The organism is Archangium minus (genome assembly GCF_044360475.1).
Taxonomy (GTDB): Bacteria; Myxococcota; Myxococcia; order Myxococcales; family Myxococcaceae; genus Archangium; species Archangium minus.
The window spans coordinates 7,678,536-7,698,292 of sequence record NZ_CP043494.1; the positions used below are offsets into that span (position 1 = coordinate 7,678,536).

Annotated in this window: 18 protein-coding genes; 11 read left to right on the plus strand and 7 right to left on the minus strand. The window is 67.3% G+C overall.

Translation table 11 applies throughout. From position 1 onward, the window contains the following. Positions 1-464 precede the first annotated feature (464 nt). The 4 genes from F0U60_RS31190 to F0U60_RS31205 are packed head-to-tail and all read right to left on the minus strand — an operon-like array spanning position 465 to position 4,581. Positions 465-1,226, minus strand: coding sequence for an SMI1/KNR4 family protein (locus tag F0U60_RS31190; protein WP_395805218.1), 762 nt, complete (start codon positions 1,224-1,226; stop codon positions 465-467). Further along, positions 1,223-2,461, minus strand: coding sequence for a DUF4150 domain-containing protein (locus tag F0U60_RS31195; protein WP_395805220.1), 1,239 nt, complete (start codon positions 2,459-2,461; stop codon positions 1,223-1,225). Before F0U60_RS31195 ends, F0U60_RS31190 begins: the two co-directional genes overlap by 4 nt. A gap of 60 nt (positions 2,462-2,521) precedes the next feature. Further along, entirely contained in the window at positions 2,522-3,574 is a 1,053-nt protein-coding gene (locus tag F0U60_RS31200; protein WP_395805222.1) for a hypothetical protein, read from the minus strand. Continuing rightward, on the minus strand, positions 3,571-4,581 hold the full coding sequence (locus F0U60_RS31205; protein ID WP_395805224.1) for a DUF2169 domain-containing protein: 1,011 nt from the start codon (positions 4,579-4,581) through the stop codon (positions 3,571-3,573). Before F0U60_RS31205 ends, F0U60_RS31200 begins: the two co-directional genes overlap by 4 nt. Positions 4,582-5,187: 606 nt before the next feature. Here F0U60_RS31205 and F0U60_RS31210 point away from each other — a divergent pair. The 9 genes from F0U60_RS31210 to F0U60_RS31250 all read left to right on the plus strand — a co-directional run bounded on the left by F0U60_RS31210 (position 5,188) and on the right by F0U60_RS31250 (position 14,480). Next, entirely contained in the window at positions 5,188-5,553 is a 366-nt protein-coding gene (locus F0U60_RS31210; RefSeq protein WP_395805226.1) for a DUF6184 family natural product biosynthesis lipoprotein, read from the plus strand. 58 nt (positions 5,554-5,611) lie between these two features. Next, entirely contained in the window at positions 5,612-6,619 is a 1,008-nt protein-coding gene (locus F0U60_RS31215) for a serine/threonine-protein kinase (protein WP_395805228.1), read from the plus strand. Between the two features lie 65 nt (positions 6,620-6,684). Continuing rightward, on the plus strand, positions 6,685-8,025 hold the full coding sequence (locus F0U60_RS31220; protein ID WP_395805231.1) for a sigma 54-interacting transcriptional regulator: 1,341 nt from the start codon (positions 6,685-6,687) through the stop codon (positions 8,023-8,025). A 28-nt stretch (positions 8,026-8,053) separates the two neighbouring features. Next, positions 8,054-9,580, plus strand: a complete 1,527-nt coding sequence (locus F0U60_RS31225; protein WP_395805233.1) for a serine/threonine-protein kinase — start codon at positions 8,054-8,056, stop codon at positions 9,578-9,580. Positions 9,581-9,587: 7 nt separating this feature from the next. Further along, the gene (locus tag F0U60_RS31230; RefSeq protein WP_395805235.1) at positions 9,588-10,460 is read left to right on the plus strand and encodes a PEGA domain-containing protein; all 873 of its coding nucleotides are present in this window, start codon (positions 9,588-9,590) and stop codon (positions 10,458-10,460) included. A gap of 1 nt (position 10,461) precedes the next feature. Further along, entirely contained in the window at positions 10,462-11,547 is a 1,086-nt protein-coding gene (locus tag F0U60_RS31235; RefSeq protein WP_395805237.1) for a hypothetical protein, read from the plus strand. 149 nt (positions 11,548-11,696) lie between these two features. Next, entirely contained in the window at positions 11,697-12,686 is a 990-nt protein-coding gene (locus tag F0U60_RS31240) for a hypothetical protein (protein ID WP_395805239.1), read from the plus strand. Between the two features lie 283 nt (positions 12,687-12,969). Beyond that, positions 12,970-13,995 (plus strand): hypothetical protein, encoded by a 1,026-nt coding sequence (locus tag F0U60_RS31245; protein ID WP_395805242.1) that lies wholly within the window; start codon positions 12,970-12,972, stop codon positions 13,993-13,995. Positions 13,996-14,039: 44 nt separating this feature from the next. Continuing rightward, complete coding sequence (locus F0U60_RS31250) at positions 14,040-14,480, plus strand: hypothetical protein (protein WP_395805244.1); 441 nt, start codon at positions 14,040-14,042, stop codon at positions 14,478-14,480. Between the two features lie 43 nt (positions 14,481-14,523). Here the strand turns inward: F0U60_RS31250 and F0U60_RS31255 are convergent, their stop codons facing one another. Beyond that, positions 14,524-15,921, minus strand: a complete 1,398-nt coding sequence (locus F0U60_RS31255) for an FAD-binding oxidoreductase (RefSeq protein ID WP_395805246.1) — start codon at positions 15,919-15,921, stop codon at positions 14,524-14,526. A gap of 149 nt (positions 15,922-16,070) precedes the next feature. Here F0U60_RS31255 and F0U60_RS31260 point away from each other — a divergent pair, with 149 nt between their 5' ends. After that, complete coding sequence (locus F0U60_RS31260) at positions 16,071-16,496, plus strand: hypothetical protein (protein ID WP_395805248.1); 426 nt, start codon at positions 16,071-16,073, stop codon at positions 16,494-16,496. A 94-nt stretch (positions 16,497-16,590) separates the two neighbouring features. On the opposite strand, the gene F0U60_RS31265 is transcribed toward F0U60_RS31260, so the two are convergent. Continuing rightward, entirely contained in the window at positions 16,591-17,481 is an 891-nt protein-coding gene (locus F0U60_RS31265; RefSeq protein ID WP_395805250.1) for a LysR substrate-binding domain-containing protein, read from the minus strand. A 132-nt stretch (positions 17,482-17,613) separates the two neighbouring features. Here F0U60_RS31265 and F0U60_RS31270 point away from each other — a divergent pair, with 132 nt between their 5' ends. Continuing rightward, positions 17,614-18,513 carry a DMT family transporter gene (locus F0U60_RS31270; protein WP_395805252.1) on the plus strand — a complete coding sequence of 300 codons (900 nt, stop codon included), beginning with the start codon at positions 17,614-17,616 and terminating at the stop codon, positions 18,511-18,513. A 185-nt stretch (positions 18,514-18,698) separates the two neighbouring features. On the opposite strand, the gene F0U60_RS31275 is transcribed toward F0U60_RS31270, so the two are convergent. Then, positions 18,699-19,643, minus strand: coding sequence for a LysR family transcriptional regulator (locus tag F0U60_RS31275; protein WP_395805254.1), 945 nt, complete (start codon positions 19,641-19,643; stop codon positions 18,699-18,701). Positions 19,644-19,757 lie beyond the last annotated feature (114 nt).

Genomic DNA, 19,757 nt, shown 5'->3' on the forward strand with positions numbered 1-19,757 from the left:
GGTCACGCGACTCGCGTATTCTGGCCGACGCGAATCCGCCAGCCGGTCGTCGTGCGCGACATGACGAACACCACAATGCTCTCCTTGTTCGTCGCGTCGATACGCTTGAGGCTTCCATCCGCGTTGGCCGGGCGCTGCCATGCATGGGCTACCGCGATGTCGGGACGGCGGTTTCCTAACCTTTGAAAGGCCCCTCGGTCCTCGAAGGAGAGCGGCTAAGTCCCGAAAGTACTGGACGCGGGCATTCACCTGCGTTCACTGGAGACCGGCCGATCAAGTACCAATTGCGTACTATCAAATGGACTGTCGCTTCGATGCGCTCTACTGGCGAGAGGTGGGCTACGAGAGCATCAAAGGTGGCAACCGCTGAGACCTCAGCAACCCCAGCACCATGCGGAATATCTCAGACAGAATTCCTGCTCGAATCCCCACCTTGGTCCTCGCCGAACTGTGCTGAGAGCGCTTCATCGGAGCACTGGAGTCCAGGTGAAGACCTTGACCTCCAGCGAGGACTCCGTTGCTATTTCACCCAGGATTTTCCGGAGCGTGCCAGCGCTGCCGCTCCCAAGCGTGAAATTCAACCTATTATCAAGCCCTGATCTTGGCAATCCGTCGCATATCATGGCCGCATCAGGCCGGTCATACAGTCGACAGCGGCGCCCGGTGGAAATCGGCTTCGTGAATCCAAGACTACTCATGACCGAGTCGAGGCGCGAAAGGAAGTCTGGATTGTTGCCTTTGACCGCGCCTTCACATTGCTGCGGCATTTTGCAAACTCGGAACCTGAAGAGAGCATCCCGCGCCAACATCTCGCGCAGAGTCCCAAACATATCAAAAAGCTCTCCCCCCTCGGCATCGCGCTTTGTTACCAGTGCATCCTCTCGCGTCGATGCGTTGAAGTCATAGAAGAGATGTTGGGACATCATTTCATCGGACTCATATGCGATGAGCAAGAACCGAGGATGAGGCGTGACCAACCCATCGGCATAACAGGCAAGTACGGTCTGTGCCGAGAAGTCTAGGGTCGGATATGCCAGAGGACCCATGCTTCGGCCCATGCGACTCAGGAACCAGCGATAGAATGAAGGCAAGGGACGGCCTGCAATCCGCTCGATCTGCGCAATCTCTTCGGGCGTACTGCCCTGCCACTGCTCGGCGAGTCCTGGCACGATGCTGAAGAGCAGGTTGTCTATTCCCAGTTCAACCTCTGTTCCTGATTCTGTCATTTCGTCTCCTTGGTACCATGCTGACATTTCGTTACCTGTCCTTCAGGACAGAGAAACATAGGGAGGATGATGTTGCAGGCCTCACACGGAGGGACGGTCTCGCCATGGTCAAACTTTCTTGTCTCTCCTTTTTTACGAACCGCACCGATCTGCTCGTCGTATTTGATCTTCCCTATGTCCGCCTTGTCCTCACCCTTCCCGCCGGTCGGATTGTTCTTTCCCCGTCTGTGAAACCATTTCTCACTGATGCTGGCAGGATAACCGTTATCCTGCATGATGCGCACAAGCGCCCTGGGTGCAGCACAACTGCCCGGCACGTACGCGGCAGGCAGGCTCTTGTTAGCATTGTAGTTTCTGTTGAGTTTAGCGGCGTCCTCCCATTTTTCGTCCACGGCGACCTTGTAATCCTCGTAATTTTTGTGCTCCTTGAAGCGATCCTTGAGGAACGCTTTCACCGGGTGATCCTTGGGCTCATTCTCGTTTTCTGGGGCGCTCCCAGCATTTCTACCATCTTCACTCAGAGGGCCGTGCCATCCAAGATCCTTGACACAGGCGTGGAATCTATTTTCCGTCTTACCTGCGTAGGCCCCCGAGTGGTCTGCATAATAGCGCTCCGGGCACTTGCACTGGACTACGCCGACCATTGTAGCATTGTCATACTTTTTCTCGGAGAGAGCATCGACCAGGCGTTTGGCGCTGTCCTTCGTTGCTTGGGTCTCTTCCAGCGCGGCATCAGAACCATGTGTTTTCTTACACAGAGGGCATTCTTCTTCTCCGGTGACGTACGTGACCAACCCGCTTGGTTGTTGGATCAGGCCCATCATCGTCGCCGCGTTGGCCGGGCTGCCGCTCGGCCCGCAGTTGTTTAACATCGGGTCGCCGAGCAACTGGACATTCTTCCCCTCGATCTTCACGTCCATAGACCCAGGCCCCACGAAACTCGTAGGCCCTTCTACATTCGAGGAGATCAGCCCGCCGCCGGTACCTTTGCTGGCTACGTCGCCCATAGAACCGAAGGTGGCGCCCTTGATAGCGACTTTCTTCCCTTCAATGGTAACACTCTTTGAGTAGCCCTTCGGGTCCGTTCCGCTCTTGCCGATGTTGGGCAGCGGCGTCGGAACGAATGGCGCTGGCGGTCCTGGCATCTTGCACACGTTGGGGAGCGTCGCTGCGGCGATGCCGCTGCTTCCTTCGGTCACCGGAGTCTTGGGCGCATTCACTGAGACTTTGGTCATTCGTACTTACTCCTTCGACATCCATGGGTCCTGTAGCAGCATTGCGCCTCGGAGCCCGCCTCATGACACCTGCTGCGGAGCTTGCAGGAGCATCGCCCCTCTCAGCCCACCATCGGAACCTGCCATCACCAGAGCCCGTGGGCCTCGCGCGTAGCCCCGCGCGAACGCCCGGACCGCCAGCACGCCCCCGAGGGCCCCAAACGCGGCGCCCATGTCTCCCCAGCAGTCACTCGGGGCCTTGTACCCGGGCGACTTCCAAACCGATGGCGTACGCAACGCGACGAAGCCCCACTCCTCGCTGCGGTAACGCTCGCCATTGATATCCGTGTACAGATCATCGACCCCCTCGCGCGGAAGGTCGAGCCCGGCGACTGCGCCCTGAACTGCCTGCGTCATTCCGACGCCGAACGACCCCGTGTCGCTGTCCCGAAGGAGCCGCTCCTGTGCCGTACGCACCCCTCGCACAATGGCCAGTTGGGGGAGGCGCAGGCGACGGCGCAGCCCCGCGCTCATCAGTGCGAGGCATCCAGCGCCCTCTCCCGGGGTGAACCCGCCGCGAATCCCCGGCTGCGCGAACCGGCGGCTGTGCTCCAACCAGACGAACGTGTCCGCATGGTGATAGCTGTCGACGCCAACGACCAAGAACAGATTGTCTCTGCCCTCGGAGCACTCCCGTACCGCCTGCTCGACCGCACGAATCGCCCCGGCGTGCCCGCGTCCGGCGATCTCGACACGTGCGCTAGACGTCTTCGCGCTCAAGCGCGTACCCAGGGAACTCGCAACCCAGGCCGCGTCTTCCTCGGAAAACCCCGGGCGGGTTTCTGGAAGTGCGAGCAGCACGCTAAGTCTGCCCCCGAAGAGAATCTTCTGATCGATCTTGGCCTCGATCTCCTCAAGGACACTCCCGGCCATGGCGACCAGACGGTCTCGGCCTTCGAGCCGGGGCTCGAGCAACCGGTCGGCGGCGACCACGACCGGCTCGCCCCGTGGGTCGATGAAGGGATACTCGGCATACCGGCAGATGCCAGCGCGCACGGACGCCGCGCTGCTCTCCGCGGTGAGCCCAACAGGTGTTCTCGCGGCGACAGCCACCACCTCGACCTGGGCGGTCACGTCGCGCTCCCTTGTTCGATGATTTCCGTCTCGTCGAGATAGTCCGCCTCGGGGGCTCGAACGCGCAGCACGCTCTGCCACACCAGGGAGAGCCGCTTCTCTTCAGGCTCCACGAGCACCGTCGTCAGACGCGAGCCGTGCTGCTCGCGCCGTTTGCCAATGCGCGTGGTGAAGCCGAGCGAAATGCGCGGGAGCTCGAAGCGCAGGGCCCCCTCGGGAGTCATGTTCAGGAGCTCGACACGCTCTCCGCCGACGAGGGGCTTGTCGGTCCTCTGGTCCGAGGGGGCACTCAGGGCGAAGGCGGGATCGAAGTCATCGGGGAGCAGCGGCTTCTTCGTCTGCTCCCACCGTGCGTCATACGTTCCCGCGAGCTTGCGCCTCGGCATCCACGAGGAATCGATCGGGCCGAACCCCGCCGGCCCCATCTCCGCTGGCTCACCTCGTGGATACTCGACAGCGTGGGCCAGTTTTCCAATGACGTGAGCAGGCCGTCGCGCGAAGCCGCGCCCGATGGGGTTCCGCTCGTCGATGCGATGTTGCTTTGAATCCGGGTCGGACAGATCGCAGCCACCAAACGCGAATTCGTAGCGAATCGGGCGCGAGGTGAATGGCCGCGGCCGAGTCACCGTCACGCTGCGCCACCCCGACTCGTAGAGGCGTTCTCCGTGGACGAGCAGCTCCTTGTGGAGCCGTTCGACTCGGAGCGAAACCGGCACGGTCGGAGCAAGTCTGCCATGGGGCGCGTGCGCGTGCGCGATGACCAGCACGTCTGTTCCTGGCTTCATCGCGAGGAGATCCGAGTCGTAACGCAAGCTCGACCGGCCTGGTTCGCCGAAATACTCTGGCATGAGCACAGGAGGCGGTTGCTCGTCCGCCAGCATGAGCCGCCCCCCCGGTGTGATGTCGAACGTCGCCTTGACCGCGACGAGCCACCAGTGGACCCCGTCCTTGTCGCGCGTCCAGTTTCGCTCCGCAGCGTAGGCTGTGCGATTCTTAAACCCCCACATGAGGCGAAGGATAGGAGGCCCTAGACAATTGCGTCAATCATAGAGCTGCTGCGCTTCAAGCGCGAATTCAGCAGCATTCAGTGCAGCGTAAATGCTCGCCGAGCCTTGTCATCGCAGACTTGACGACGAGCGAAGGGAATGAAGGGGCGCTCACCGAAGTGCGACAGCCACCGTAGCGCCCTGTCAGCCCAAGACATGCAGGAGCGAGCGCTGTGGCGCATCAGCCCGTGCCGGACTGCGTGAGCTGGTGTGGCAACGGTATCGGTTCTGCGCGCAGGGCAGCCAGAGAGGCCTCCTGTCTACTGAGCAGCGAGGCAGGGGGCTGGGCGTTTTGACAATCACTGCTCCGGGCTCCACACACCACACGCTCTGAGCTGGCCCCCGTGCCGGGGCTAGCCTCCCACGCTGCGTGGGCAATTCCAGGGCCGCAGTGCCTCACCTCCGGTGTTGGCCGCAGCCTACAGATCCGGCGCCCTCTGTAGTCTCGAGCCTACAACCCCCACACCGCCGCCTCATCGTTTCGCGGGTTTGGCGTTGGTCCGCCCCTTGCTCATGGGGGCGCACGTCGTCGTGTTCAACACTCAACCCGCTTCGCGAATCACCCCTATGCGTATCTCTTCCTCCCTCTCCCTGCTGTCCCTGCTTCTCCTTCTCCCCGCGTGTGGCCCGACCTCCCGCGCCGATGCGCACGACCAGGCCACCGACTCCGCCTGCGACTACTACGACGCGTGTGAGGAAATCGGCTCCGGCGAGGGCAAGACGTTCCAGGACCGGAGCGAGTGTGAAGTGAAGATCCGCGATTTCTTCCAGGTCGCGTGGACGGCGGACAACTGCCCTGCCATCAACGAGAAAGGTTTCGAGACGTGCCTGGAGCGCATCGGCACCACCTCGTGCTCGAGTGCGACGGACTTCCTCAACACCGCGATCCTCGTCTGTGGCGCGGGCTCGGTCTGCCAGGACGTCGAGGACTGAGCGCTCGGTGGAGCGGCCCGACGGATCGCTCCTCTCGGCAGCCCGCTATAGTGGCGCCATGACGCAGGGAGGAGAGGCAGGCTCGATGGGCCGCTACCGGCTGGTGTCCCGCCTGGCGCGCGGAGGGATGGCGGAGGTGTTCCTCGGCGTCCTTCCCGGGCCCGAGGGCTTCGAGAAGCCGGTGGTCATCAAGCGCTTGCTGCCGGAGCTGGCCGGACAGGAGGCCTACCGGCAGATGTTCGCCCAGGAGGCGCGGCTGATGGCCACCTTCGGCCACGCGCACGTCGTCTCGGTGCTGGACTTTGGGCTGGAGGCGGGCGCGCCCTACCTGGTGCTGGAGTACGTGGAGGGAGTGGACCTGGCCCGGGCGCTCGCCTCGCGAGGACCGCTGGCGCCCGCGCTCGTGCGGCACCTGGGCCTGTGCCTGCTGCGCGCGCTCGAGCACGTGCACGGCCTGCGCGACACCCGGGGCGAGTGGTTGGGGCTCGTCCACCGCGACGTGAGCCCCGCCAACGTGCTGCTGGGGCACACCGGCGACGTGAAGCTCGGGGACTTCGGCATCGCCAAGGGGCTGCGCACGCCCTCGCGCACCGCGCCCGGCAGCACGCGCGGCACGCTGCGCTACATGTCCCCCGAGCAGGTGCGCGGCGGCCCCCTGGACGCGAGGGCCGATCTCTTTTCGCTCGGAGTGCTCCTCTACGAGGCGGTGGTGGGCCGCAACCCCTTCGCCGCGGCCACGGACGCGCAGCTGCTGCTCGCTGTGCGAGACGCGCGCCTGGAGCCCGCCGAGCACCTGCTGCAACAGGCGGGGCCGGCCCTGGCGGGCGTCCTCCAGCGCGCCCTGCGCCCCCACCCCTCCGAGCGCTTCGCCTCCGCGGGAGACATGGCGCGCGCCCTGTTGGACGTGGACACCGGCTCCGGGGCGGAGCAGCCCTGGCACGTGGCCGGGCTGGTGGCGGAGACGCTCGCCGCCGGACGTACCCCGGGGGCCTCCGAGCCTGGGAAGAGGGTCGCGAGCCCGTTCTCCGCCGCCCTACTCGAAGGCCAGGGGGACGAGGAGGCGTAACGCCAGCGTGCCCCTGAGTCCTCGCCGCGTGCCCTCCCGGACGGAAGGTGCTATGCACGGCTGGCATGTCAGGGCGTACCGAGCTCATCCCCGCGCAGAATCCGGCCAGCGGGCTCTCCGTCCAGAGGGTGAACCTCGAGGTGTCGGCCGGTCCGGACGCGGGCACCACGGTGAGCAGCTCCGCCGAGAAGCTCACCCTCGGCTCGGCCCCGGGCAATGATCTGGTGCTCACCGACCCCACCGTGTCGCGCTTCCACGCCGAGCTGGTGCGCGAGCGCGGCGGCTACCGGGTGAAGGACCTGGGCAGCACCAACGGCACGCGGGTGGACCACGTGCGCGTACAGGACGCCTATGTCGCGGACGGCTCCACGCTGACGTTCGGCGGCACCACGGTGCGCTTCTCCCTGGTGGCCACGCGGGACGTGTTGCCCCTGCACCCCGAGCCCCGCTTCGGCAGGCTGGTGGGCGAGAGCGCCGTGATGCGGGCCCTGTTCGCCCAGCTGGCGCGTCTGGCCGCCACGGACGCCACGGTGCTCGTCGAGGGCGACAGCGGCACCGGCAAGGAGCTGGTGGCCGAGGCGCTCCACCAGGCCAGCCCGCGAGCCTCGGGCCCCTTCGTGGTGGTGGACTGCGGCTCCATCCCCGCCGAGCTGGTGGAGAGCGAGCTGTTCGGCCACGAGAAGGGCGCCTTCACCGGCGCCACCCACGAGCGCCGAGGCGCCTTCGAGGCCGCCAGCGGGGGCACCCTCTTCCTGGACGAGCTGGGCGAGCTGCCCCTGGCCGTGCAGCCCAAGCTGCTGCGCGCTCTGGAGCGCCGGCAGGTCAAGCGCGTGGGCGCGGATGGGTATCGGAGCGTGGATGTGCGCTTCGTGGCCGCCACGCACCGCGACCTGCGCGAGGCCGTCAACCGCGGGCAGTTCCGCGAGGACCTGTACTTCCGGCTCGCCGTGGGCATGGTGCGCGTGCCACCGCTGCGCGCGCACCTGGAGGATCTGCCGCACCTGCTGGAGCACCTGTGGACGGAGACGTTCCGCTCGCTCGGCCTGCCGCCCCGGCCCTTCACCGCGCCCAGCCCCGAGACGCTGCACCAGCTCTCCACCCTGCCCTGGCGCGGCAACGTGCGCGAGCTGCGCAACTTCGTCGAGCGCAGCGTGGCCCTCTCCGGCGCGCTGGATGCCTCGTTCCTCCAGGCGGCCAGCGCCCCGGCGGCGCCGTCCGGGGCCCCCACCGTGCGCGTGGAGCTGCCCTACAAGGAGGCCAAGGAGGCCTGGCTCGCCCACTTCGAGGAGACGTACCTGCGCCAGCGCCTGGCGGCCTCGGGCGGCAACGTGAGCCAGATGGCGCGTGAGGCCGAGGTGGATCGGGCCCACGTCATCAAGCTGCTACGCAAGCACGCGGTGCGCTGACGTCCATGACCTCCCCTCCCCCCGTGCCATGAACCCAGCTCCCAAGCCGCGCTGCCCGACGTGCCAGAGCGAGTACGCGGAGGACGTCTCGTACTGTCCCCGTGACGGCGCGGCGCTGCTACCCGCCGTGCTGGAGGGCCGCTACCGGTTGCTGTCGCAGCTCGGCGCGGGAGGCATGGGCGTGGTGTACCTCGCCGAGCACCTGGGCCTGCGCAAGAGCGTGGCGGTGAAGCTGCTGCGCGGTGAGCTGTCGAGAGACCCCACCTTCACCCGCCGCTTCGAGCAGGAGGCCATCGCCGCCAGCCAGATCGGCCACGAGCACATCGTCAACGTGACGGACCTGGGCCGCACCCCCGCCGGTGAGCTCTTCTACGTCATGGAATTGCTGGAGGGAGAGAGCCTCGGGGCGCTGCTGCTGCGCGAGCACTTCCTCCCGCTGTGGCGCGCCGTGCCGATCCTGACGCAGGTGTGCCGGGCACTCGAGGCGGCGCACGCGCGCGGCATCGTCCACCGGGACGTGAAGCCGCAGAACGTGATGCTCCTGCAGCGCCAGGGGCAAGCGGACTTCGTCAAGGTGGTGGACTTCGGCATCTCCAAGGTGATGCAGGGGCAGCCGGGCAACGGGCTCACCGAGGCGGGCGCCATCCTCGGCACCGCCAACTACATGGCCCCGGAGCAGGCGGCGGGTGCGACGGTGGATGCCCGGGCGGATGTGTACTCGGTGGGTGTGCTCACCTACGAGGTCTGCACCGGCTCGCTCCCCTTCCGCGGGGACAACACCTTCGCCACGATGTTGCAGCACCTGGAGGCCACCGCCGAGCCCCCCAGCCGGCGCCGCCCGGACCTCAGCCTGCCACCGGAGCTGGACGCGCTGGTGCTGAGCGCGCTCGCCAAGGACCCGGCCGCTCGCCCCACCCTGGAGACGTTCCGCGCCGGGCTGGAGTCCCTCGTCCCAGGCCGCTCGCCCCTCCAGCTCACGCCGGCCATGGCCACCGTCCGCGTGCCCGCGCTCCTGCCCGTCGCACCGCCCGCTCCGCCTGCCGTGGCCGAGCCCCTCGAACCCACCCTGGTGTCCACCCGGAGCCTGGAGTCGGTCCACCGTCGCAGGCGCGGCGGGCTCCTCGTGGGAGGCGTGGGCGCGCTGCTGCTCCTCGGCGGCGTGGGGCTGTGGGCGGTCACCTCGCGCGGCCCGGCCGTGGAGTCCCCCGCTGTCTCCTCGCCCGTGTCCACGGAGCCCCCGAAGGAGTCCGCTCCCCCACCGGCCCCGGCCCGTCCACGCCTGGCCATCACCTCGCAACCAGAGGGCGCCACGGTGACACTGAGCGGGCGGGTGCTCGGAGTCACGCCCCTGGAGCTGGAGCGCCCGGACGGAGACGCCGGCCCGCTGAGCCTCACCCTGGAGGGCCATGCCCCCGAGGTGTTCGCTCGCCTGCCCGAGGGCGAGCGGCTGGAAGTCACGCTGAAGCAACCCCCACCGCCGCGCGTGCGGCCCGACAAGCCCCGGACGGGCAAGGCCCAGGGCAAGGTCCAGGACCTCAAGCCCAACCCCTTCTGAACCGACGATGACCCCTCGCCACCGCCGCATGTCCTTCCCGGCGCTCCTCGTCGCGCTGCTGCTCGCCCTGGGAGGTACGGGGGCGAGCGCCACCGAGCCCGGACCCGCCCGCGCCGCCGCTCGCAGACACTTCGAGCGCGGAACCGCCCTCTACCAGGAGGGCCGCTACGCCGAGGCCGCCGCCGCCTTCGAGGCCGCCTACCAGACGCTCGCCAACGGCGTGGTCCTCTACAACCTGGGCCAGTGCTACGAGAAGCTCGGCGATCTCCAGCGGGCCATTGGCTACTACCGCGACTACCTGCGCATGGTGCCCGACGCGGAGGATCGGCCACTCGTCGAGTCGCTCATCGCCCGGCTGGAGAGGCGCTACGAAGAGGAGCGCCGTCCCCAGGTGACCGTCTCCAGCGAGCCCGCGGGGGCGCGAGTCCAGGTGGATGGCGAGGCGCGTGGGGTGACGCCCTGGAGCGACAAGCTGGAGGTGGGCCCGCACCGGCTCGAGGTGACACGCGAGGGCTACCAGCCGCTGCGGCGCGACGTGGAGCTACGGCCGGGTGAGCCCCTCGAGCTCCAGTTGATGCTCACGCCCCTGTCGAGGAGCGGAGTGGCGGTCGAGGGCCACCCGGGACAACCCAGGAAGCGCGTTTGGACGTGGGTGGCCGCGGGCGCGGCGGGGGTGGCGACGGCGGGGGCGGTGACGCTCGGGCTGCTGGCGCGCTCCGACTCGCGGGAGCTGCTGGCCCGGCCGCACGAGCGCGCCGAGGCGCAGCGGCTGCACGACTCGGCCCAGGGCCGGGCGCGGGCCTCCAACATCCTCACCGGTACCGCGGGCGTGGCCCTGCTGGCGGGCACGGCCCTGTTCTTCTTCGAGGGGAGCTTCTGACGTGCGCGCCTGGCTGACGGTGGTGATGATGGTGGCCCTGGCGGGCTGCAGCGTGCAGGTGACCGGCGCGCCCTGCGAGGACGACCTGCAGTGCCCGAGTGCCCAGCGCTGCACCCCCGAGGGGCACTGCGTGGCGGGCGCCCGCTCCGGGGAGCACCTGCTGGAGTCCTGCCGCACGGCGATGGAGACGCTCGCCCGGCGCGCGAACCAGTGCTACGGCGGGCCGCCGGACAGCTACCAGCGGCTGGTGGACACCGAATCGGTGTGTGCCTCGGTGGTGGCGAGCGTCCAGACGAGCCGGCAGAGCTTCCTCCCAGAACAGTTCGGCGCGTGCGTGCGCCGCCTGCGCGACCTGCCCTGTGGCGCGCTGACGCTCGAGGAGTTCAGCCAGGGCAACCTGTTGGCCCGCTGCGATGCCCTGGCGCCCCAGGTGGCCGAAGGCGGCTCCTGCGGCGGCAACATGGACTGCCAGGACGGCTGGTGTGACACGAGCGCTAGCTGTCCCGGCGTGTGCAAGCGCTACGTGCCCGCGGGGAGCGGATGTGATGGCAGCGTCCCGTGCCAGCCCGGCTCCACCTGCTCGCTCAACGTGTGCCGCGCGTACGCGAACCTGGGGGAGTCCTGTGCCTGGGGGGTGCGCTGCGCGCCGGAGGCCAACGCCGCGTGCGTGAACAATGTGTGTGTCGTGCGCAAGGAGGCCGGCGCCTGCGCGAGCGCCGACGAGTGCGCGCCCGGCCAGGCCTGCGTGAAGCTGGAGTCGGGCGCGACCGCCCCGCGCGAGTGCCGCCCGGCCCGGGGCCTGGACGAGCCCTGCACGCCCGGGGCCTTCGAGTGCGGTGGCCTGCTCTACTGCGAGGCCGCCTCCGCGCGCTGCCGCCCATGGAGGGAGCTCGGCCAGACGTGCTTCAACCCGGACGGCACGGCCGAGCTGGCCCTGTGCCTCGGGAGCCGGTGCGCCTTCGGAGCCTTCGGCCAACTGGTCTGCCAGCAGTACGTCGCCCCCGGAGAGGCCTGCTTGCTCGACGTGGACTGCGGCCCCTTGGGCTCCTGCCACAACAAGGTCTGCGTCGCCACCTGGTGCCAGTAGGTGGAATGTAGGGTGCGCCCTACAGCGCGGGTGCCCCCTGTAGGGTGCGGCCTCTAGGCGCGGCGGGGGCACCTCGTGGTTTCGCGGGTTTGGCATTGGTCTGCCCCTTGCTCATGGGGACGGCACAACTTCCCACCCGAGGAAAAACCATGAAGAAGATGTTCGGCGTCCTGGCTTCGCTCTCCCTCGCCGCTTGCGGCGGCCCCGAGATTGAAACGGTGTCCTTCAAGGACGGCCTGCCCTCCCAGGAGATGGCGAAGCTGGAGGTCCCCACCGAGAGCACGCAGCGCATCCACCAGGGCCTGGCCCACGTGGAGCAGACGCTGCGGGGCGATGTCTCTCGCACCTGGCTCGTGACCGGGGGGACGGTGCTCTCCGTCAACGGCGTCACCCTGTGGACGCTCGGCTCGCTCAACTTCGTGGCGGGCTTCGAGCCGACCTCGGATGACGGCACCACGGCGGTGTGGGGTCCACACACCAACGAGTGGGAGGGCACCACCTGGAAGCTGACGGCCGTGCGCACCGCGCCCAATGCCTTCCGCTACACCCTGGAGGCCAAGGCCCGGGGCGCCGCGGACAGCGAGTACGCCGCCGTCATCACCGGCTCGCACACGGTGGCGGTGGACGAGAACGGCAAGGCCATCAAGGGCTACGGTGAGGGCCGCTTCGACATCGACTACGACAAGGCCGCGCGGCTGCCGCACCAGGACAGCAAGAAGGGCCGGGTGAGCTTCCACTACAACCGGCCGAACCCCACGGCCGCGGTCACCGTGGACGTGGACCTCGCGGAGTTCGTCAACGACGCCTCCGTGCCCGACACGGCCGCCTACCGCTACAGCCAGGTGCCCGGGGGCGAGGGCTCCTTCGAGTTCGCCGTCGACTCCAACATCCACTGGTTCGATCCGACCCGGATCGCCCTGGAGCGCTGGAGCATCAAGAGCCGCTGGACGGCCACGGGCGCGGGCCGCGCGGACGTGCGTGCGACCGGAGGCGATCTCGCCAGCCCCGTCACGATGAACGAGTGCTGGGACACGAACTTCCGCTCGACCTTCATGGACGGCAACGTGGCCTCCCAGCTGCGCTGGGGTAGCGAGTCCACGGACTGCGCCATCATCGGCGCGTCCTACTCCACGCGCTGAGGCCCATGGCGGGGCGTGGGTCCCACGCCCCGTCAGCTCTCGCAGGTGCCAGGAAAGCCGGGGCCCAGGCGGGTGATGACTCCAGACACCAGGTGGTGAATGCAGTCATCGCGCTGCGCGACGCCAGGTGGGGCCAGGTGACGAGAACGCTCGTCCCAAGTAGCTGATTTCCCGAGACAAAGGGGCTTGGGCCTTCGCGTGCGGCGGGGGTTGGGCGTTGGCATGTGTCCTGCTCTGCGCTGCTCACGCTCACACTCCACTACTCGGCCTCTCGGAGTCGGAAATGTCCATTTCGTCCGTCAACCACACGCCCTTCTTCGCGCCCCTCACGAGCACCTCCAACTGCAAGCCAGTCTCCGCTCCGGCCGAGAGCGTGGAGAGCACCTCTGGGCTGCAGCCTCGGAACGACCTGTGGCAGAAGCTCATGTCCGACTCCTTCGAGCAGGGCCCGAGCAAGCTGGGCGCTGTCTCGGGCTCCAGCAAGGCGGAGCAGATGTCGCAGGTGCTTGGCGAGCTCACGCAGCTGATAAGTGACCTGGAGACGCTGCTGCAGGGAGGCGTGGGCGGCGACTCGTTCGAGGGGCCACAAGACCTCGCGCCCCAGGGGGCACAGGCGTCCAACTTCGCGCCCACGAGCCAGACTCCGGCTCCCGCCGCGAGCAAGCCCACCAGCCCGGACAGCTCGACGCCATCCACCCGCACCAGTGACGCGGGCCCGGGGTTTGGCGCGCCGTCCGCTGGGTCCACCGAACAGGTGAATCCGAGTGAGCCGTGGTTGGCCAAGAACAACGTCGGCTCGCCCTACAACAGCAACATGCAGCTCATCGACCCGAGCCAGAAGAGCCAGTTCAAGTACACCAACACGTTCACCAACAACACGAACCAGCCGCAGACCATCACCCTCTGGAACAAGACGGGCGAGAACGGCAATCCGAACGACGGGCAGCACTTCGACAAGAGCACGCCGAAGACGTTCACGCTGCAGCCCGGTCAGTCGCAGCTCGTGGCGTTCGACAGCAACAGCAGTGTGGCGTGGTGCGCGTCGAAGGACGGCTCGGCGAAGCCAGGCGCGAACTTCGGTCAAACCTGGGGCGAAGCAACGTTCGCGAACGCCGGCACGGGCTGGAGCGGTTATGACACCAGCCAGATCAGCCCCGCGGGCCACAGTGGCAAGATGTCCATCACGAACGACGCCACGGGCCACACCGTAACGGAGGCCAACGCCTGGCAGACGCCCTCGGATAACCCGGCGGGTCGCGATGTGGGCGTCCCCGCCGGCCCGCTGCATTTGACCACGACCTTCAGCTGATGGACGCGCGAGCCACGGGAAGGTAGCTCCAAAGGACCAGGTTCATGAACGTCGTCTTCACAGGCTGGTTGAACGGCGTCAGGACGGTCTCTCTGGTACATCTGCTCAAAGAGAAAGCAGGACTTTCTCTTTCAGAGGCAAAGGCCATTGTTGACGCGCTCGTGGACCTTCCGGTGGCGCGCCTCAAGATGTCCGATGCTCGGGCGGCGTCGAGGATTGCGACTGCGCTCGAGTTGATGGGATTGCCATGCTCCAGGACTGGAGCGACCCTGACTCTTACGGGATGGAGGCCAGGGGTTGAAGAACGTGTCGTGATTGACTTGATCGCAAGCGAGGTGGAGCTCCCGCTCCCCCAGATCGTCGAGTTCGCGAAAAAGGCAACCGCAGGTTCGAGCGTGAAGGTTGCTTGTCCTGCAGCTTCCTTGGCCCAAGAACTTGCGTCGGAGGCGCGAATTTGTGGGGCTATCTGTCATGTGGCCCCTTGAATGAATTCCAGGGGGCGCCGGGTGAGTACCAGGCGCAGAGGCCTCAGTGCACCGAGGCTCCGGAGTCAGACGTCTGCTCCCGCAGCCCGAGCGCCGCCCGGCACGTCTTCGTGTAGAGGTCGCGGAAGATGTTGTCCGGGTCCGTGAGCTGTTTCACGGCCTGGTACGTCTCCTTGTTCCAGATGCTCCAGAAGGTCTGCTCGTCGTAGTAGTTGTACGAAATGAGCGTCTTGGTGCCGTTGACCTGCAGCAGCTCGTCCTCGAATTCCTTGTAGAGGTTACGGCCGGGCTGTTGCTTGAGCCCATAAACCGCGAGGTCCAGGAACAGCGGATCCTTCACACCGGCCCACCAGCGGGGCGTCTGCCACTCGTAGTCCCGCGTTCGCCGGTAGGGCACGACCCACACCGGGTAGTAGTGCATCTCGCGGTGGTACCAGTCCATGAACTCGGCCGTGCGCGAGAAGGGAACGAACACGTCCACGATGACCGGCGGGTTCTTCTTCGGCAGGAAGCGGTGGAAGCGCTCCGCGGCCCTCAGCACGCTGTCCGAGTGCACCAGCTTGCCGAACAGCGCCCGGCCCACGAGGCTCCTGGGCGTGACGTGGGTGACACCCCGGTCGTAGCGGTAGAGGTAGTCGTAGAGCGTGAGGTAGTCCTCCGAGCGGCGCGGGATGCTCTCGCAATACGCCTTGAGCCAGTCATAGCGACTCACGTACGGGGCGCGCTCCGCGAAGCGGCCCACGCACAGCACGTGCTTCGTCGGGGAGAAGATCTGCCCGTCGAGGTAGTCCACATCCTGGCGGATGAAGTAGCGCCAGATGGCTTGTTGAAAGGCCTCGAGCGTGGTGTACGTCTCATACGTCACGTGCACGTAGGGCGCGGCGCGGATGAGCTTGAACTTCAGCTTCGAGAGCACGCCGAGCGTCCCGAACGAGCCGTGGATCATCTGGAACACGAGCGGGTTCTCTTCAGGGGAGCAGCGCAGCACGTCTCCCTTCGCGGTGATGAGCTCGTATTCCAGACACGTGTCGTGGAAGCCCCCGTACTGGAAGGACATGGACTCGATGGAGCACCCCGCGACGGCGCCCCCGATCGTGATGGTCTTGTGCTCGGGGACGATGATGGGCACGAGCCCGTAGCGCCACGTCGCGCGGACCACCTCCTCGAAGGTGACCGCGGGCTCGGCCGTGCACGTCATCGCCACGGGATCGATCTCGAGGATCTGGTCGAGGTCACTCAGGTCGATCTTCTCGTCACCGCGCCGCTGATCGTAGCGCTTGGGCACCTGGTGGGGCGGTGTCTTCTTCTTGAAGGACGCAGGCCGCGTGCTCTTCCTCTGCCGCAACTGCCGCGCGATCCGCTCGACTTTCGCCTCGTGGCGTGAATCGCGCCGCGCGGGTTCCTCCGGGAAGAGCACGCCAGGCGCCGAGTCCATTTGCATCTCGTTCCTCCGACCCCTGAGGGTGGGGAAGTGCCTGACATTTGGGGAGAGATGGCCCACGGGACAAGCCCTCGCCCGTCCGGTTGCCTGGCAGAGAGACCGCCGCGGCCCCTTTGAGGTAAACGCCTCTGCCAGAGGAGTGAGTTTCGATGGATCTCTCGTTGTGGCCCGTAGTCCTCATGTTGGGCCTGCCCCTACTGGCTCTCTTCGTCGTGCTCATCTGGCTGTTCTCCCGCCTCTTGTCGGTGACAACCCTCTATGCGCACGTGCATGCGAATCCAATCGAGGGTTGGGGCAAGGTCGACGTGGTGGAACGCACCACCATGCGCTTTGGCGGGCAACGACTCGTGCTCATCCAGTTGACGGTCTTCCCGGCTGGCGGAGCCCCCTACCGCGCAAACACCCGCTGTTTCCTCGACGTGGACATTGGCACGGTGCTCGCGATCGCGGACCGTGGTCAGCGCGTGCCCGTGCTCGTACGAGCCGACAACCCTTCCAAGGTCATCCTGGATGCTCGCTTCGAACGCCTGACACGAGAGGGACTCGTGCAACCGAGCGCTGTCGAATATCGCTGAAGCCCTCATCGTCGACGTGGACCGGCGGCTGTACACCTGGCGGCGCAGCCCCGGCCTCCAGTTTGGACGACGTGGCGTCAGCTACCGCCAGTGCTCAAGCGGGCTGGTCTGGCTGCTTCAGCACCCAATCAACGAAGGCCCGCGCAGCCGGCCGCAGGCGTCGATGTGCCGGATACACCACGTAGTAGCCAAAACGAGTGGGCACGCGGGGCCCGGGCAGCCGCACGAGGCGGCCGTCGGCAAGGTAGGGCACAGCGATCTGCTCGCGCGCGAGCACAGCGCCCAGGCCCTGCACCGCACCCTTTAGCGCATCCGTGGTGTCACTGAAGGTGTAACGCTCGTCGAGCTGTGCGCCGCGTACGTCCGCGGCGCGGAACCAGTCCTGCCAGCCCTGGCGCGAAAGGTCCGAGATCAGCGGCAGCTTCGCGACATCCGCCGCTTCACGGACACCCTGGATGCCCGCCAGCGTCGGCGATGCCGCCGGGAACAGGGCGTCGTCCATCAGGTGGTGCGCAGTCAATCCCGGCCAATGCCCCTGGCCGTAGCGGATGCCGAGATCGGGGCCCCCCTCCTCGAAGCGGGTCAGCGCCACTTCGGTGTCGAAGTTGAGGCGGATGTGCGGATGCGCGGCGGTGAACCTCGGCAGGCGCGGCACCAGCCAGGTGTAGGTCAGCGAGTGCAGAGTGGTGATGCGCACGCGGTCTCGCGCTTCCCTCGCGTCGCGCAGCCCGCGCATGACGTCGTCCATGTTGGCGATCGCGCTGCTGGCGGCATCGGCGAGCTGGCGGCCTTCCGCCGTTAGCGAGACACCCCGTGCGTGCCGCTGGAATAAAGCGACGCCGAGCTGCGCTTCCAACTTGCGAACGTGGTGGCTGACCGCGCTGGCGGTCAGGTGCAGCTCTTCCGCCGCGTGGGCGAAATTCTGGTGGCGGGCAGCGGATTCGAACGCCGCCAGGGCCGAGAGCCAGTCCGTACGAAGGGTCATGACGAGCCTCAAATCATATTTGAGTCTGGCTGCAAAAAGATGCGCTTGTGAGCTGCCCTGGCTGGCGCCAATAAGAGGGCAGACACCAGCCACGTTGATGTCACGGAGCTCTCCCAAGGACAGGTAACCGCCATGAACTCTCCCGCGCTCGCCCGTACGACCTCCCCCGTGCTCCCAGGTACGTGGCTCACGCCGCTCGAGCTGGGGCTGTTAGGTGCGATCTGGGGCGCGTCCTTCATGTTCATGCGCATCGCCGCCAAGGACTTCGGCGCCCTGCCCCTGGTGGAGCTCCGGCTGGCCCTGGGAGCGCTCGTGCTGATGCCGTTCCTGTGGCACGCCCGAAAGGCCTTCACGCCGAAGCTGTGGCCGAAGCTGGCGCTGATCGGCGCCCTCAACTCAGCGGTGCCGTTCGCTCTGTTCGCCTGGGCCGCGCAACGTGCACCGGCCGGCATCGGCGCGATCACCAACAGCATGGCGGTCCTGTTCACCGCCCTGGTGGCGTTCCTGTTCTATGGCGAGCGCATCGGAACCCGGCGAGCGGTGGGGCTGCTCGCGGGCTTCGCCGGCGTGGTGGTGCTGGCCAGCGACAAGGTCGCGGGCGCAAGCATCGGCTGGGCGGTGGCGGCAGGCACGACGGCCGCGTTCCTGTACGGCATCGGTGCGAACATGGTGCGCCGTCATCTCACCGGACTGCCAGCCGGCGCGGTTGCTTCGGCCACGCTCTCGTGCGCGGCATTGATGATGCTGCCGTTCGCGGTAGCCACGTGGCCAGCGCATCCCATTCCGGCAGTGTCCTGGCTGTCGGCCGGGGCGCTGGGGGTGGTCTGCTCCGGCCTCGCGTACGCGCTGTACTACCGATTGATCCAGCGCATCGGCGCGGCACGCGCGGTCACCGTCACCTACGTGGTGCCACTGTTCGCCGTGGCCTGGGCCTGGCTGCTGCTGGACGAGCCGCTGACGCTCCCCATGCTGCTCGCGGGTGCACTGATCCTGGGAAGCGTGGCACTGAGTCAGCGGGATCGCGGCGGGTGAGGACCCCTCCAACGCCGGTGACGCCACAACCCCATTCGCTCCAGCAGCTCTGGAGGAGGAGTCTGCTCGGGCCAGGCTTCCAGCACCCGTCCTCCCGGGGCGCTCAGGCTAGCCCCCTGCCGAGTACAGACGGAGCAGTTGGACGGATGAACTTCTCCGTAGGACGGGCTGCCAGGCAGAAATCCTCACGCGCCGGAACGTCGCTCCCCTACCCGCTCCCACGGAGGCGTGCCCGCGTACCGCTCCGCGAGGAAGGAGACGAAGGCCCTCACCTTTGACGGCACCAACCGCCCCGGCGGATGCACCGCGAAGATGCCCGTGTCGGGCACGGACCACCCCTCCAGCACCCGCACGAGCCGCCCGGCGCGCAGGTCCTCCGCGATGAGGAACGTGGCCAGGACCGTGACACCACAACCCGCCACTGCCGCTTGCCGCAACGCCTCGGCATTGTCCGCAACGAGCACCGGGCGGCCTCGCGCGGTCACCTGCTCCTCCCCTCGCTGGAGGTTCCACGCCTGACCGTCCGTCAGCAGGCTGAAGTAGAGGCACGTGTGGTGCGCGAGGTCCTCCGGCTTCGCCAGCGGCCGTCGGCCCCGGAGGTAAGAGGGGGCCGCGACGATGAGTCGGTGGTTTGTCGCGAGCCGGCGCACCACGAGGCTGGAGTCCGTGAGCGCGCCAATGCGGATGGCCACGTCAAACCGCTCCTGCACGAGATCCACGTAGCGGTCCATGAACGAGAACTCGAGTCCGATGCGTGGGTAGCGGCGCAGGAAGTCCGGCAGCAGCGGCGCCACCTGGAGCTGGCCGAAGAGATTGGGCACGGCCACCCGCAGCCGCCCCCGGGGCTCCTCCGCCAGGCCTGAGACGAGCGCCTCCGCGTCCTCCACGCGGGTGAGCACGTCCGTGCACCGCTCCAGGTACAGCGTCCCGGCTTCCGTCAGCGACACGTGGCGCGTGGTGCGCCGCAGGAGCGCGGTGCCCAGCGCGTCCTCCAACCGGGCAATGCGCCGACTCAGGGCGGAGGCACTGATGCCCAGCTCGCGCGCCGCGTCCGCGAAGCTCAGCGTCCGCGCCACCGCCGTGAAGCTGAGCATGTCCTCCAACCGGTCCCTCAGTGCCATGCGCTCCATGCCCTGCTCCTCCGCATTGTTGCGTGCGGTGCAAGAGTCTAGTGCGGCGCCCCGCGATGATGGGACGAAAGCCCTGGGCTACTTGTGCACCGAACGCATCGGAGAGCGCGAGGG